We start from the raw sequence: 15310 nt of genomic DNA, 5'->3' as shown, positions 1-15310 counted from the left end.
TAGTTAATGTATCTGCATCCTCATCAAAATAAGTATTCCCTAGTTAAATTTGCGACTAACAAATTTTTATCGCTCGCTCCAAAATTGGCGTTGCTGAATTGAGCTACAAATCTAGATGTAGAGACGTAGCAATGCTACGTCTCACAAGGATTTTGGATTACTAGGACTTATACAAAACTACACACTGTAGGGGCAATTTTATGAATTGCCTTTACCTGAAAATCAGGGTTTTGGTTATGTTATTTTGTGCCAGTTACTAGATGAGTCTTTTCACTATCTGAAACCCAGTAACTTCCAGAACTATCAGAAGTTAACTTGGTTTGTTGTGTGGCGCTGTTTGGTAGACCTCGCCCAGAATTTCCCTTGGTAACTGTCTGCCACCAAAGGGAGTTCATAGTAGTAATCGGACGAATTAAGGGTTGTCGATTTGTCACATTGTATAGTAAGGATTGCAAAATCATACTGTTGGTGCTGCTGGTAAAACCAACTGCTGTTTTGCCGGTGGTTTCGTAGAAGCCCTCATAAAATCCAATTAATGGATTATATAAGTCAGTCGTTCCTTCTTGTAACTGTTGACTATACTTATTGTCTGGAAGCAGGGCATTATAGGCAAAAGCTACTGCTGTACTTACCAATCGCCCCTTTGGTACTGGTTGACCATCATCTCCTAAAGCTACCCAAGACTCCCCTTGTCCAGTAATTGTACTGTGGACAGTGTAAGGTTTACGGTCGATCAAGGTGGTGGCTGAGGCTGTGAGCGTGCCGGTGCGACGGTAACGTTCAGCTTGTGCTTGAAAAATTGGTTCAAAGAGCGATCGCATTTTTGGATCTAATCCAAACTCCAATCCATAGAGTACAAAAGGATTGCTAACTGTATATTGGTTAACTTTCGAATTAGTATCTGTGCGATGGCGTTGAATTGGGACTTTCAATCCCTCCACTGAGGCAGTTTGATATTCACCCCCAACAGCAGAACGATCGAGATTAAACCCCCATAATTGAAAAGCACGAGCGGCATATTCCTCATAACCCAAACGGATTTCGGGGTTAACGCGGGTGAGATATCGTCCATCTTCTTCTTTGGTAACAGTGGCACTGGAGAGAATACCTTCACGCACCACACGCAAGTATGACCAATCCAGGACAATTTTATCTACAGCAGTCGTGTATTCTGGATGACAGCTTTTTAAGTTGTACAGCGCTGCCAGCATTCTACCTAAATCTAAAGCTGACCAACCGTTTCCTTCGGGAACTGGATTTCCACCATAATCGACTGGTTGCAGCGATCGCGTATCATAACTCCGACTTGGCAATTCTCCAGCAAATAACGGTAACTTTGTCAAAGCTCCTAAGAGATGGCGGGTACGCTGGTCAAATTCTTTAGGGGTAATTGTATCGAGCGATCGCGCCGCATGGAGTGCTGCGAGATAATCTCCCAATCCCCAGAGGGTTGCACCTTTGAAATCACTGCGATCGTCTATCAGCCCACTCTTGGAGTGATAATTTGCTTGAAAGTATCGCCAAGCCGCCTCTGCATAGCGCCGTTCAATAGGCGTTAGCGATCGATCTAGTTTCAGGTTAGATGATGGCTGGGGACTATCCACTGGTGGAATAGGTGCAACAGCTACTTCTGTCGGTTTAGAAGTATTCGCAGGGGTTGCGATCGGAGTCGTAACAGGAGAATTCGGTTGATTTGCAGGTGTTGCTGAAGAGGCATTTTCACTAGGTTTGCCAGTAGAATTGGATTGATTTGAGGATGTTGCTGAAGAAGCATTCTCACTAGGCTTGCCAGTAGAATTCGGTTGATTTGAGGGTGTTGCTGAAGAAGCATTCTCACTAGGCTTGCTAGTAGACACACTCGTAGAAGCGGAAGCAATTAACGGGTGATTTCCCCTAGCTTTGTAGTATAAAATCTCTAAAATTAACCCATTAGTATTACCTGTCAAAGCTTTGTTGGGTTGTTTTGATTCTTCATAGATCCCAGCATAGTAACCGCTATCATCAGGACTGCGAAGATCCTTAACTGCATCAAAAACTTTTTGGGCATAAGCATTATCTGGAAACAGATAGCGCCAGCCAAAAGCAGCTTTTGTACTGAGGCTGCGAAACTGTGGATAAGGTTGATTGGTATCGGTAATAGTTGCCCAATTTGTACCGTTGGCGTAAACGGTGTTGTAGAGAAAATAAGGTGCTTGATCGATATTATCTTCTGTCACCGCAGTTAACTGACCTGTGGTATCAAAACGCCGTTTTTGCACATCTAAAACCTTAGCAGCAAAATCAGCTAACTCACCCTGCAAGCCAAATTCAATCCCATCAAGGATATAAGACTCACTCACAACATAATTATTAGCGTTGGTGGTTTGAAAGTCACGGCTATCAACAGGGATTTGCACACCATTAATTTCAATTAACTTAAACGGTTCTAAAGCAATAGCTTTGGGTGCTGAGAAACCCCAAAGTTGATAACCCCTAGCGCCGTATTCTTCGTAGCCGAGTCGTCCTTCTTGCACTAGTAAGGTTTTGTTGTCAGGGAGAACAGTAGCGCCATAAAGTTGTCCATCTTTGAGCGATCGCGCCACCTGCCACTTCGCGATAATTCCTTTGAGCCAGTCATTATATTGCGGATGACAGGTACGGATGACATCAAACGCAGCCAGTATTCGCCCAACATCCAAAGCAGACCAGCCAAGACCGCGCTCCAGCGGATTGTTACCATAATCAACCATCTGTGCGGTGGCTGCATTATAGACTTTATTGGGCAAAGCATCTTCAAATAACTTCAGACTGCCAAGAGTCGTCAAAAACTTATTGAGGCGGGAATCAAAGTCTGCTTGATCGGTAAGATTCAACCATCGTGCAGCATTCAATGCCATCAGGTAGTTACCCATATCCCAGAGTGTACCTGAAGGATAACCCCCAGTAGAATTGGTAAATCCCGTTGCTGGCTGATAATTTTTGACAAAATACTGCCAAGCCGCACGAGCATAAGTTTGTTCTTCAGATGTGAGCGGGGTTGTAATATTGCTACAGCTATTGGAATTTTGAGATAAGACTGGTGTCGGGATGTAAAACAAAAATTGCAGAAATGTTCCAATAAGGAACAATGCAATCCATCTCAACAGCTTTTGTTGAGGGAGTTTGTATATCATAATTCAAAGAAGGAGTTAAAAGAGCGTCATAGCCCGTCTGTACAGTTATAATTCATAAATTAAGTTTTATCAGGTATAAAAAATAGACTTGGCGATCGCTTTGGTCAATGGCGGTCAACTATTTCCACCGCAGAGATGCCACCTCTGCTAATCTGTCGGTTAGTCCTGTAGAAAATCAAGATAGCGAAATGGAAGCTGGGGCGATCGCAGCTAAGATACTCAAAATTTATTTTTAGACTAAACCGTTTAGTTTAAAATAGTGATTAGTAAATTTTTGACTTACTTATAACTAATAATTTCTTGAGAAGTTACGATGAAATCACAATCGAACTTTAGTTGAGACGTTTCCTTCCCAGGCAAATAAAAACATCAAACAGCAATGCCTCTTCCGTTGAATTTTACCAATTTATAGTAAATCTCACTTAGCACCCATGCCACATCGTCATTATCCTCCCGCTTACTTACGCTATCTCAAAGCCAGGTTATGGAATCTAGGGCGGCCTGGTTTTTGGGGAACTGCGATTTTTTTATCTGTAGTTGGGCTAGCAACCTGGGAATACTGGTCAAATCCAGATATTTTCGTTTATAAGCAAAAAAAACCAGTCGTTTTACAAAAGTCTGCTGATTCTTCCCTGTCAGAAGAAAACAAAGCTATTGCAGCAGATATTGATAACCTGCCAGCTTTATTTAATGACTTTGAGCAAGGAACCTCATCAACGGCAAATGCGCCTGAACAACAGACTGAGGCAAAAAAGAGCAAAGGCTTATTAGATGATGTAATTAACAAACAAAAGTCTGCTAATAATACCAAATTAAATTCTGGTTCAGGTGTTAACGGCGACACCTCCCCAGCCGCGAAAAATCCCTTTGTCCAACAAACAGACAATTTATTGCGTACTGGAACAGTTGATAGTAATAACCCGTTTCTAGGTCTTAAAACTTTTAATACGGCGTCTGAACCAACAGGGGGAGACCAAACATCTTCTGGCTTGGGTGTTGGATTCACTAATCAAACCAATAAGAATCAAAATTCTCTCTCTATCAACCCTCTGGAAGCAGCGCTTAATCAATCGACAAATCAGAAATTGTCTAGCTTCAGTAGTAACACTGCAACTCAGACAAATGCTGTAGGGCAACTCTCCGCTCCCGGAACAACCTTAATGCCACCCAGCAATAGCTTAACCAGTCAGAATTCTCTACCAAACACTGGGTTAACTACTGGGACAGGTAACACATCAACGGGTACGAATTTACCACAAAATTCCTACAATAATTTAAATAATGGTCAAGTAGTGCCTAATAATGGATTAACTACGGGTACGAACTTACCGCAAAATCCCTACAATACCTACACTAATTTAAACAACGGTCAAGTAGTCCCTAATGTAGCACCAAGTAATACTGTACCTTACTCTACCCAAAGTCCGAGTCAAAGTGTTGTCCCACCCACAAACCCTGTAGGTTATGGGAATTATGGCTTGCAGCAGCCGACGCAACTACCACAAACTAATTATGGGAATTATGGCTTGCAGCAACCGACGCAACTACCACAAACTAATTATGGGAATAATGTATTGCAGCAACCGACGCAACCACCACAATCTAATTATGGGAATTATGGCTTGCAGCAATCGACGCAACTACCACAAACTAATTATGGGAATAATGTGTTGCAGCAACCAACACAATCCAATTCCGTATATCTTCTTCGCCAACTTCGAGACAAGTATAAAACTCCGGGTCAAAACTGATTTTAAGTACGTCGGCTAGATAAAGTCTAGCTAAGGTGATTGTGGGCTATTTGGAATTATCGGAACTTCCGGTGTTTCGGGTTGTTGCTGTTGTCGTTGCAAATATTTACTCAATACATAAGCCATATCCCCACGGGTTACAGGTTTTAACGGGGAAATATTGCCTTGAGCATCTGTATTCAGAAATCCCTCACTAGCTACTGTAGCGATCGCTTTTCTAGCCCAAGTTGGGATAGACTTTTCATCTGGATGTGAAGCCAGAATCTCATTCACAGCGGCATCAGGAAATTGAAATACACCATAAGCCTGGGCGAAAATAGCCAGAGCTTCTGCCCTTGTCACCTTTTGGTTAGGAAAGAATTCATTGCCCCGATAGCCTTTCATGATGTCGGTTTTTAGCACTGTCTGTATATCATTAAATGCCCAATAAGAACGAGGAACATCTGGAATAGTTAAATTTTCTTTGGTAACAGCTTCTCTTTTATCTAGGCGAAATGCTTTTACCATAATCGAGGCTAATTCTGCCCGACTCAGTAACCTTTCTGGATAAAATTTGCCATCGGGAAAGTTTGTCATCCATTTGACAGCAGTTACTTGTTGAATCGAATCAGCTGGGATTCCAGAATTAGATTCTGGTACTTGAGCAATTGCTGGCAAGCTTTGTAGTAGTGCCATTAAAGATAGAGTAACTGAAAGCTGACGCATCATGATAAGCACTTTTAACTGCTAACGTGAACTTAAAAAACTACGTTACTGAGGTTAACGCAAAATTTAATCTCAGTTAGTTAATGACGGATTTGAGCAAGGCTTTGTTGCTCCCATTACGTAGTGCGTTAGCTGGTTTTGATCGTCAAGAGAGTAGAAATCAGCAAAAACTTGTTTTTTCCCTTTGATGTTTTGGCGTTATCCGCCCACTACTATGGACTATAGTCAGTTTTTCAGGAGTTTTGGGAATGACAGCAGCAGATCCCGTAAAGTTGATGAAGCAAGAAGTTGGCAAAGCCGCCGCCGCCCTAGTCAAGTCGGGTTCCATTGTCGGGTTGGGTACGGGGTCAACTACAGCATATACGATTCAGTTTTTAGGCGATCGCCTCAAGTCGGGCGAACTCAAAGATATCATCGGTATACCTACCTCGTTTCAGTCAGAAGTGCTGGCGAAGCAGTACGGTGTCCCTCTCGCCACCTTAGATGCTATTGACCGCATCGATATTGCCATTGATGGCGCAGATGAAGTCGATCCGCAGAAGAATTTGATTAAAGGCGGTGGTGCAGCACATACCCGCGAAAAAGTCGTAGACTACCTAGCAGAACAGTTCATCGTCGTAGTAGACAGTGGCAAGTTAGTAGACCGCTTAGGTTCTAGTTTTGCTGTGCCCGTAGAAGTGATTCCAATGGCAATTACACCTGTCACCAATGCCATTAAAAAACTCGGTGGTAAACCAGAACTCCGCATGGGTGTAAAAAAAGCTGGGCCAGTAATCACTGACCAAGGGAACTTTGTCTTAGATGTCAGATTTGACTCCATCGAAGATCCAGTCGGACTAGAAAAGACATTGAATAACATTCCCGGCGTTCTGGAAAATGGTATCTTTGTTAACTGTGTCGATTTAGTTTTAATTGGCGAAGTCAAAGATGGTCAGCCATTAGTGCGGCAACTGTAAAAATTTTGGATTTTAGATTTTGGATTTTAGATTTCAGAGACATCTAAAATCCAAAACTAAGCAAGATTCTAGTGAGTTTAAACAGAAATTTTACAAAATTCGCAAGTTGTACATCATTCATTTTGAATTCTGACTCCTGAATTCTGTTTTGACACTAAACTTTAGCCTACTTTTCTATAAAACCTAAAAAATAGCCTTAGCCCGTCTTCCGCTTTAAGCTTGCCGCACTCCCGCGTTATCATCTGAGAAAGATAAAACTGTTGCGATCGTGGGGAGGTCTTTCTCACTTCAGGAATTTCAACAACTACATCCCGTAAAATAGACAGGCAAGAATCCTGCCCTATAAAAATATGGGAAAATTTTTGGGAAATCCCTCAAAACTCAAGGCTAGGTACTTATCTGCTCACTCAGGACTCAGGACTCTTTATGTTAGCAGGCACAATTTTGCAGGATGGAAAATATACCCTAATTCAAGAAATAGGGCGGGGTGGCTTTGGCATTACCTTTAAAGCTACGCATCACTACTTGGGTCAGGAGGTGGTGATGAAAACCATCAATGAACGGCTGCGACAACATCCTGATTTTGCCAAATTCGAGCGCCAATTCCAAGATGAAGCCAGACGATTAGCTACGTGTATTCACCCAAATATAGTCCGAGTTAGTGACTTTTTTGTGGAAGCTGGACTGCCTTATATGGTGATGGAATACATTCCTGGTGAAACCTTGGGAGACGCATTTGTATTACCAGGGATAACTCTGCCAGAAGCCACAGCAATTCATTACATCCGGCAAATTGGAGCAGCGTTGCAGGTAGTACACAACAACGGTTTGTTACACCGCGATGTCAAACCAGATAATATTATTCTTCGTCAAGGAACACAAGAAGTAATACTAATTGATTTTGGCATTGCCAGGGAATTTAATGGTGGTGTCAGGCAGACTCACACAGGTTTGGTTTCTGAGGGTTATTCTCCGATTGAGCAGTATATGACGCAAGCGGCGCGCACACCCGCTACAGATGTTTATGGTTTAGCGGCAACCTTGTATGCACTGTTGACAGCCCAAGTTCCCATGCCAGCATTATTGCGCGATCGCGAACAAATGCCTTCCCCTCGCGAACTGCAACCACACTTGAGTGCTGCTGTCAACCAGGCAGTAATGCGCGGTATGGCAGTAGAGTCTCGTTTTCGACCAGCGACAGTTGCTGAGTGGCTGCAATTGCTACCTGGAAATGGGGTGAATGGAACACCGCAAATCTTACCCACTTACGCAGTGCCAACTGTCAATTTATCTGCCCAGCAGGCAGCAACTGTAATTGGGAAAAGTGCCCAAAATTCTATTCATAGACCATCTGTGCTGGCGCAACCCAACCCAGGTTTGGCTAAGGAAACTGTACTGGCTAAAAAGCTGGGGTCATCTAAAGTATTTATTGGTATGGGTGTAGCCCTAGTTGCTGCGACAGCAGGTTTTGGGATCGCCAGTATATTACACAAATTTCAGCAGCCGACTGCCAAGCCACTTGTTGAAAAGCCAACTCAAGAATCAGGTGGGAAAGCACCTAATTTTGATAGTACATCTTCACCCAGAGGTGAAGAGACTAACACCACTTCAAGAAGCGAAAAAGCACCTGTCTCTAATTCCAAGCAGCGTCGCCGCAATCGTCGTTCTTCCCAAGAAGAATCTACCAGCAGCCCTACAAGAGAATCGCAACGCGGTGATTCCGAACAATCCACACCTTCACCTAGCGTTTCCCCGACACCTTCGTTAGTGGAGAAACTACGGGCAATCCGCTCATCTCGAAAAGCTTCCCCCTCCCCTGCACCGTTGCCATTCCCACAAAATAACTTACCAGCTTCTAGTCAAAATCCTGCCTCTCCTCAACCCGTAAGTCCATCAAAACCTCTACTTATACCACCAGCAGCACCAACAGAATCCAAACAATCAGATCCTTCTGCTGTGGTAGTACCAACACTAGAAAAGCAAAATTCACCGACTAATAGCCAACCCCAGAATATTCAGAAGTTCGAGGAAAAGCCACAAGATGACAATAACTAGTCAATTTTGGATTCTAGTAAAGCAGTGTGGTAAGTCTACAACCACCCTGGCTCCCAACACTTGTCGGGTTTTGGGGGAAAGGGACTCATGTTAAAGGGGAAAAACCTTCTATATCGAGCCTTTCAATCCTTTTCCCTTTAACCAAGCAATATTGTGCTAACTTCTATTAACTAATTACGAATTATTTTAGGAAGGATTAAGTTTATTCAGTACAACAACTTCCCCTTTCTTATTAATCTTCACCGGATTTTTGGGAAAAGCTTGATTATTCAAATAACGCATAAGTCTTACAGTTTGAAAACTCCGATCGATATGAGGAATTCCCTGCCTATCCATCCGAACGGGAATAATTTTACTTGATACCAAATTTCCTACTGAGTTGAGTTTGACTTCTAAAATCATTGAGTCACCTGTTTGGGCATTTGTAGATAAAGTTCGATATCCCAAAAAGTTTCCTAAAGAATAGGCAATAATTTTTCCTTTATAAATTTCCATCGCTCTCGGAACGTGAGGCCCATGTCCTAATACTAAGTCTGCTCCTGCATCAATCATGTTCCGAGCAAACGCGATCGCATTACCTCGATTTTCTCCATAAAAAAACTCTGTTTGATTCTTAACGTGTAGTGCCCCCGTTCCTTCCGCTCCAGCGTGCATCGATACTACTACAATATTGGCTTTATTTTTGGCTTCTGCCACAAGAGCTTTAGCTGCTCCTAAATTATGGATTGAGTTATACATTTCATAAGGAGAAAATCCGATCATTGCCACAGGGATATTGTTAGCTTCCAAATAAAGAATTTGATTTTTATGACCTAATGTTGCAATGCCTACAGCCTGAAGATTTTTCATTGTATCTTTGAACCCTACCGGGCCAAAGTCCATAGCATGGTTATTTGCCATATTGAATACATTAAAACCAGCTTCAGCAAAAAGCTGGGCGTATGCAGGTGGAGAGCGAAAAGCAAAGACTTGTCCTCGACTAATATCTTTGGCAGTATAGGGATAATTAGTTAAACTACTTTCAAAATTACCAAACAAGATATCAGATCCTTGCAAGTGAGTTCTCACTGACTTTGGTAATAATTGATCTCGAAAACGGGGTAATCTATAGTTAGGGAAATTAGTGCCGGGAATAATATCTCCAACGGCTTTGATGGTAATAGTATCTGGAAAGGTTTGTTGTTGTGTTTTTGATGGCGTAACAGAAATAGCTAATGGAAACTGCACAGGCTTAGTAGGCATAGTAGCAGCGTTTAATCGCTGTGATTGACCAAGCCGGATAATGACTCCTATACTAATACTCAGATATAAAGAAACGCCGATCAGACTAAATGAGAATACTCGCCCCAATCTGCGATCTACCATCGTTCACTCCTCACACGATGGCATTAGTTTATCCCAAAAATCTGTAAAATCTGTGTTAGCGGTGTATATTTTAGTGTTATTGGCAAATATTTGACTACGTAAATGTTAAGCGATAATCCTATCTAACTTGTAAATAAACAGACAAGTTGTTCAAGACCCTTGCTAAAGGTAGGCAAATTTCAGCCACATTCTAGTAAATTTTCAGTAATCTTTTGAACGGAGAGGGGGGGATTCGAACCCCCGTTGGGTTTCCCCAAAACGCATTTCGAGTGCGTCACCATGAACCGCTCGGACACCTCTCCAACTATTTATTCAGACATTTGAGTATCTATTGTACATTCAAATGCTGTAAATTTAGGGAAATTTTGCTGGATTCCCTATACTACTATAGCATTATCGCTTTTTTTGCGTAATGCAATTCTCTAGAAATGCCAATACTACTAAAGCCCACAACATTTTTCATCATGACGGTTGGTGAAATTACCTGACGAGTCAATCAGACGTAGAGATTTATATAAAGCTGTGAAAAAACGTTTCTTATGTCAGGACGAGGGGTCAAGAAAGCTTAGGAGTACGAGCTTGTTTCAATCGGCATAGCTTGGGTGCCTAATTTCGATTAAGTAATGCAGAAATACCCAATTTACTTTACTTGGTAGGCATAGAGACTTCCCAAATTCCTTGATTTCCGCCATATTCTAGAACATAAATCTTATTGCTAATAATCTCAGCATCAATGGGATTACTAAAACCTATGACAAGGCGCGTAGCATTAAGTTTATAGTTGGTATTTCCTACTTTAGTTAAATTTAAATGTAGTAGGTCTTGGCTGGCATCTTTAAAAGGACCTGTTAGTTTTTCGCCAGTGGGATCGCCTGCTGTCCAACTCAACATAAATCCATCTCTATTGAATTCTGGACTCATTACTCCTTGCGTATCAAAAACTAAGCCTAAAGGAGAACGGTGTGTTGTAAAAGTACTAAAAGGTTGCCCAAGAACACTAGCATCTTTGATTTTTCCATCTACAGGATCGCGGTAATTATCTGCGTCCGGGCCAAGATTAGGAATTGGTTCAATCAAATTTCCAGTAGGTCGAATAGGAAAGGTGGGATCGTTACGATAGTAGCCCTTTTGGATAGCGTTAAATTGAGGGCTTAACAATCGGTCAGTGGCAGGATTATATTTAGGAAATTGTTGTGGATTATCTGTTCCACCAATACGCCAAGGAAAGCCGTAATTACCACCTAAACGTAGCCAATTTAATTCTTCTGACATGTCGCGATCTGGGCCATTTTCTGTACCAAATAAATCCCCATTGGGCGCAAAAGCCATATCGAAAGTATTACGTATTCCTTCTGCAAAAATATAGCCAGCTGTCTTTAAAGTTGCTCGATTGTTTGCCAGAAAGAGATTGTTACCATTACTAGGAAGACGGAGTATACAGGCGGTTAATCCGACTTCACGAGTATTGGGATATAGACCATCAACAGACTGAACCTCACCATGATCGGTACGAGAACCGCTATTCACATAGATAAAGTTACCATCTAGGCTAACAACTACGCCATTGAAGCGATGGTCATAAGCTGTTTTGCTTTTGGGATAGGCTGCACTCTTAGCTAAGATAGACCAGATACGCTGTCTTGTACTTGAATTAATTACACCTTTAACAATAATTGCTTGAGTTTGGTTATTCACAAGGTCTGCATTGCCAACTAAATAAATTGTGCCGTTAGGGCCAATGGCCATACCTTGAGTTTCACTTAAATTATGATTACTAGAGTTGTATACAAGGGTTTTGGTAGAGGAGGCTAAATTGACTTGATAAATCTCACCATTTCGTTTGAGGTAATAGAGTGTATTGTTTCGTGGATCTTTTACAATCCGCACAGAAGGAGAGACTGAGAGTGTATTAATAATATTGCGAACCTTGATATCAGAACGCAGGGCTTTAGGTACAACACTTACTCCAGTAGTGCTGTGATTTAATAAAACTATTGTAAATAATAGTGTTATTGTAAACAACAGCGCTTTAACAGCAATCTGATTGAAAAATCTGCGTTTAACTTGGTTAGATGATTTAATGTTACTCATGATTTTCTTGATAAAATATTTAGTTAATTTTGTTGTTAAATCCCTCTTTATGAGGAAAACCTTTTTGAATTTTAGCTTGTGTTTTAGGAGACCATAGTGCTGAAATATTTAAACCTTTATGAGACATTGTTTGCTATTGGCAGTGCTATTTTTATGCGACGGATGGATGGAAAGTTTACCCTAGTTTTATTAACCCAGAAGATAATGTCGTAAGTAAAACATATATGACCAGAGTAGAAGGTGAAAATGCACGTTTACGTCATTATCTTATACACCTACAGACGCTCCTAACCTCGCTATCGAAAAAAAATTATACTATTCCAAATCAATAGATATGCTTATAATATTCAATCTTACTTAGGCTTATAAGGTATACATAAATACCCGTATTTAGCTAATTCATCCTGCATTTATGCAACGCCTATTAGTGCAATCATACTACGCTCCCATCTTTGAAAAGCGCACCTGGAAAAACTTTCCAACACAATATTTCGGATTTTCTGATAACTTACTGTATTGTGGGATATCCTACCTTGTGGAAAGCCAAATAATGACTATGAATATGCAACGACTCATCAAAAAAACTTCTAACCCAATTCGCAAGACAACAGAAGTAACTCCACCATCGACTGAACTGATTGAGATGCCTGAGAGCCAAGATATTCCTGAATCGCTGGTTGAACCAAATCTACCTGTGTACATTGAAGCATCCGAATCGGACTACATCTGGGAACACTATCGCCCTTTGCGCTCGGTTGGTAACTCTGGCTGGCAACCGTCTGATGTGTGGCGCGAGTTGAGGGTTGATAATTTCTGTGGGTGAGTAATATGAACGCAGAGAGCCATTCGATTTATGGCTGAAATGTAATTTCTCAGCTACAGCAATAAAGTAGCGCAGATTTCGTAGTATCATATTTTTGATACTTTATAAGTATCAATTTTAAATAAATATATATTGGACATCTCAAAAAAGGCTACATATCATACTCGTACAGAGATTTGATTGAGGCCTGAGCAATGAGTGAAAAAACAACGTCAGAGAATTTTAGAAGTAAAGCTGTTACACAAGGGGTACAGCGATCGCCAAATCGGGCTATGCTGCGTGCAGTAGGTTTTCAGGATGAAGACTTTAAGAAAGCAATTGTCGGTGTGGCTAATGCCTACAGCACCATCACTCCCTGTAACATGGGGATTAATCAACTAGCACTCATAGCTGAAGCTGGAATTAAACTAGCCGGGGCAATGCCGCAAATATTCGGCACAATTACTATTAGTGATGGGATTTCGATGGGAACTGAGGGAATGAAATATTCCCTAGTGTCACGAGAAGTGATTGCTGACTCCATTGAAACCGTCTGTAATGGTCAAAGTATGGATGGTGCGATTGCTATCGGTGGTTGTGATAAAAATATGCCAGGGGCAATGATTGCGATCGCACGGATGAATATCCCGGCTATCTTTGTTTATGGTGGGACAATTAAACCCGGACACTACAACAGCCGTGACTTGACTATTGTGAGTTCCTTTGAGGCTGTGGGTGAATACAGTGCTGGCAAAATTGACGACACCGAACTTATGGAAGTAGAACGCCGCGCTTGTCCTGGTGCTGGTTCTTGCGGTGGAATGTACACAGCCAATACTATGTCCTCGGCCTTTGAAGCGATGGGTATGAGTTTACCCTATTCTTCCACAATGGCGGCAGAAGATGACGAAAAAGCCGATAGCACTGAAGAATCAGCCAAGGTATTAGTAGAAGCAATTCGCAATCAATTGTTACCCCGGCAGATTATCACGCGCAAATCTATAGAAAATGCTATTTCTGTAATTATGGCTGTGGGTGGTTCAACTAACGCCGTGTTACATTTTCTAGCGATCGCTCGTGCAGCTGGTGTAGAACTTAATCTAGATGATTTTGAAACTATCCGCGATCGCGTCCCGGTTTTATGCGATTTAAAACCCAGTGGTAGATATGTCGCCACAGACTTACATCAAGCTGGTGGTATTCCCCAAGTAATGAAAATGCTATTGATGCATGGATTACTTCACGGTGACTGTATCACCATCACAGGTAAAACTATCGCCGAAATTTTAGCAGATGTCCCCGATGAACCACCCACTAATCAAGATGTAATTCGGACTTGGAATAACCCGATGTATGCACAAGGTCACTTAGCCATCCTGAAAGGGAATCTCGCTCCAGAGGGAGCAGTAGCAAAAATTACCGGGGTGAAAAATCCCAACATTACTGGTTCTGCACGGGTATTTGATTCCGAGGAAGAATGCTTAGATGCCATCCTTGCAAGAAAGATTAAAGCCGGTGATGTAATTATCATCCGCTATGAAGGGCCGAAAGGCGGCCCTGGTATGCGGGAAATGTTAGCACCCACCTCAGCAATTATTGGTGCGGGTTTAGGCGATGCAGTCGGGTTAATTACTGATGGACGCTTTTCAGGCGGTACTTACGGGATGGTAGTCGGACACGTTGCTCCCGAAGCCGCCGTTGGTGGTGCGATCGCTCTAGTCGAAGAAGGTGATAGCATCACTATTGATGCTAACTCTCGCTTGTTACAAATCAACATTTCTGATGCAGAATTAGCTAGTCGCCGCGCCAAATGGCAACCCCGTCCACCCCGTTATACAAAAGGCATCTTAGCAAAATATGCGAAGTTAGTTTCCTCTAGTAGTGTTGGTGCTGTCACAGACTTGGATTTATTTAATGAGTAGGGAGTAAGGTTGGAGACGCGATATCTCGCAATACGGTTAGGTTAAAGGGCAAAGGGAAAAGGGGAAAGGTTTTCAATACATCCTTTACCCTTTACCCCTTACCCTTTCCCCAGACCGCTTATCCGAACCGTATTGCGATACCTCGCGTCTCTCTACAAGAGTATGGAAAGACGGCTTTCTGGGATTGGCTGTGAAACTTACAGCAGAATTCAGAATATAGAATTCAGGAGTAAAGACATTTTATATCTGGGTAACAGACTTATACCAATTTGAAAAATGATTGCGACAGATGGAAAACTGAAACACTTATCCAATGGATGTTTCACAATCTAAAATCTAAAATCTAAAATCTAAAATGGTATTAGGGACTTCCAGATAAAAAAATATCCAATTAACTATTGTAGGGTGGGCGTCTCGCCATTGGTGTCAAGTTAAAGCAGATGCCCAAATGTCAAGCGACCTTGAGGCGTTGCGTCGGTGTCGCTGACGAACAGCTTTAACCAATCCCATA

The 15310-nt window shown here is 41.9% G+C and carries 10 protein-coding genes, 1 tRNA gene and 1 pseudogene; 7 read left to right on the top strand and 5 right to left on the bottom strand.

What is annotated here, in order from left to right; genetic code table 11:
- Positions 1-239: 239 nt before the first annotated feature.
- Positions 240-3152 (bottom strand): DUF3131 domain-containing protein, encoded by a 2913-nt coding sequence (locus V7K45_RS12030; RefSeq protein WP_335003617.1) that lies wholly within the window; start codon positions 3150-3152, stop codon positions 240-242.
- Between the two features lie 107 nt (positions 3153-3259).
- Between V7K45_RS12030 and V7K45_RS12025 the strand changes: the two genes are divergently transcribed.
- Together V7K45_RS12025 and V7K45_RS12020 are read left to right on the top strand one after the other, a co-directional pair.
- Entirely contained in the window at positions 3260-3388 is a 129-nt protein-coding gene (locus tag V7K45_RS12025; RefSeq protein ID WP_335003615.1) for a hypothetical protein, read from the top strand.
- 195 nt (positions 3389-3583) lie between these two features.
- Entirely contained in the window at positions 3584-4903 is a 1320-nt protein-coding gene (locus V7K45_RS12020; RefSeq protein ID WP_335003613.1) for a hypothetical protein, read from the top strand.
- A 30-nt stretch (positions 4904-4933) separates the two neighbouring features.
- Here the strand turns inward: V7K45_RS12020 and V7K45_RS12015 are convergent, their stop codons facing one another.
- Positions 4934-5608 (bottom strand): S-layer homology domain-containing protein, encoded by a 675-nt coding sequence (locus tag V7K45_RS12015; RefSeq protein WP_335003771.1) that lies wholly within the window; start codon positions 5606-5608, stop codon positions 4934-4936.
- A 248-nt stretch (positions 5609-5856) separates the two neighbouring features.
- Here V7K45_RS12015 and rpiA point away from each other — a divergent pair, with 248 nt between their 5' ends.
- Positions 5857-6564, top strand: coding sequence for a ribose-5-phosphate isomerase RpiA (gene rpiA / locus V7K45_RS12010; protein ID WP_335003610.1), 708 nt, complete (start codon positions 5857-5859; stop codon positions 6562-6564).
- Positions 6565-6990: 426 nt separating this feature from the next.
- Positions 6991-8619 carry a serine/threonine protein kinase gene (locus tag V7K45_RS12005; protein WP_335003608.1) on the top strand — a complete coding sequence of 543 codons (1629 nt, stop codon included), beginning with the start codon at positions 6991-6993 and terminating at the stop codon, positions 8617-8619.
- 186 nt (positions 8620-8805) lie between these two features.
- Here the strand turns inward: V7K45_RS12005 and V7K45_RS12000 are convergent, their stop codons facing one another.
- The 3 genes from V7K45_RS12000 to V7K45_RS11990 all read right to left on the bottom strand — a co-directional run bounded on the left by V7K45_RS12000 (position 8806) and on the right by V7K45_RS11990 (position 12075).
- Positions 8806-9984: a CapA family protein gene (locus V7K45_RS12000; RefSeq protein ID WP_335003606.1), complete on the bottom strand. Its 1179-nt coding sequence runs from the start codon at positions 9982-9984 to the stop codon at positions 8806-8808.
- A gap of 217 nt (positions 9985-10201) precedes the next feature.
- Positions 10202-10286 (bottom strand) — tRNA-Ser (locus tag V7K45_RS11995).
- Between the two features lie 343 nt (positions 10287-10629).
- Positions 10630-12075 carry a PQQ-dependent sugar dehydrogenase gene (locus V7K45_RS11990; protein ID WP_335003604.1) on the bottom strand — a complete coding sequence of 482 codons (1446 nt, stop codon included), beginning with the start codon at positions 12073-12075 and terminating at the stop codon, positions 10630-10632.
- Positions 12076-12143: 68 nt separating this feature from the next.
- On the opposite strand from V7K45_RS11990, the pseudogene V7K45_RS11985 reads away from it, so the two are divergent.
- From V7K45_RS11985 to ilvD, 3 genes and pseudogenes are all read left to right on the top strand, one after another.
- Positions 12144-12436 (top strand): annotated as a pseudogene (locus V7K45_RS11985) (IS1 family transposase); the annotation flags it as partial.
- A 189-nt stretch (positions 12437-12625) separates the two neighbouring features.
- Positions 12626-12898 (top strand): hypothetical protein, encoded by a 273-nt coding sequence (locus V7K45_RS11980; RefSeq protein WP_335003602.1) that lies wholly within the window; start codon positions 12626-12628, stop codon positions 12896-12898.
- Positions 12899-13092: 194 nt separating this feature from the next.
- Positions 13093-14799, top strand: a complete 1707-nt coding sequence (gene ilvD / locus V7K45_RS11975) for a dihydroxy-acid dehydratase (protein ID WP_335003600.1) — start codon at positions 13093-13095, stop codon at positions 14797-14799.
- Positions 14800-15310: the final 511 nt, after the last annotated feature.

Origin of the sequence: Nostoc sp., from assembly GCF_036917375.1 — a bacterium.
Lineage (GTDB): Bacteria > Cyanobacteriota > Cyanobacteriia > Cyanobacteriales > Nostocaceae > Nostoc.
Note: the sequence above shows the minus strand (reverse complement) of the source record. Positions and strands in the feature narration are given on the sequence as shown.

What these genes read in the sequence shown, in the direction of transcription:
- V7K45_RS12030 (WP_335003617.1), bottom strand. Translation starts at nt 3,152, where the DNA reads ATGATATACAAACTCCCTCAACAAAAGCTGTTGAGATGGATTGCATTG.
- V7K45_RS12025 (WP_335003615.1), top strand. Translation starts at nt 3,260, where the DNA reads ATGGCGGTCAACTATTTCCACCGCAGAGATGCCACCTCTGCTAATCTG.
- V7K45_RS12020 (WP_335003613.1), top strand. Translation starts at nt 3,584, where the DNA reads ATGCCACATCGTCATTATCCTCCCGCTTACTTACGCTATCTCAAAGCC.
- V7K45_RS12015 (WP_335003771.1), bottom strand. Translation starts at nt 5,608, where the DNA reads ATGCGTCAGCTTTCAGTTACTCTATCTTTAATGGCACTACTACAAAGC.
- rpiA (WP_335003610.1), top strand. Translation starts at nt 5,857, where the DNA reads ATGACAGCAGCAGATCCCGTAAAGTTGATGAAGCAAGAAGTTGGCAAA.
- V7K45_RS12005 (WP_335003608.1), top strand. Translation starts at nt 6,991, where the DNA reads ATGTTAGCAGGCACAATTTTGCAGGATGGAAAATATACCCTAATTCAA.
- V7K45_RS12000 (WP_335003606.1), bottom strand. Translation starts at nt 9,984, where the DNA reads ATGGTAGATCGCAGATTGGGGCGAGTATTCTCATTTAGTCTGATCGGC.
- V7K45_RS11990 (WP_335003604.1), bottom strand. Translation starts at nt 12,075, where the DNA reads ATGAGTAACATTAAATCATCTAACCAAGTTAAACGCAGATTTTTCAAT.
- V7K45_RS11980 (WP_335003602.1), top strand. Translation starts at nt 12,626, where the DNA reads ATGACTATGAATATGCAACGACTCATCAAAAAAACTTCTAACCCAATT.
- ilvD (WP_335003600.1), top strand. Translation starts at nt 13,093, where the DNA reads ATGAGTGAAAAAACAACGTCAGAGAATTTTAGAAGTAAAGCTGTTACA.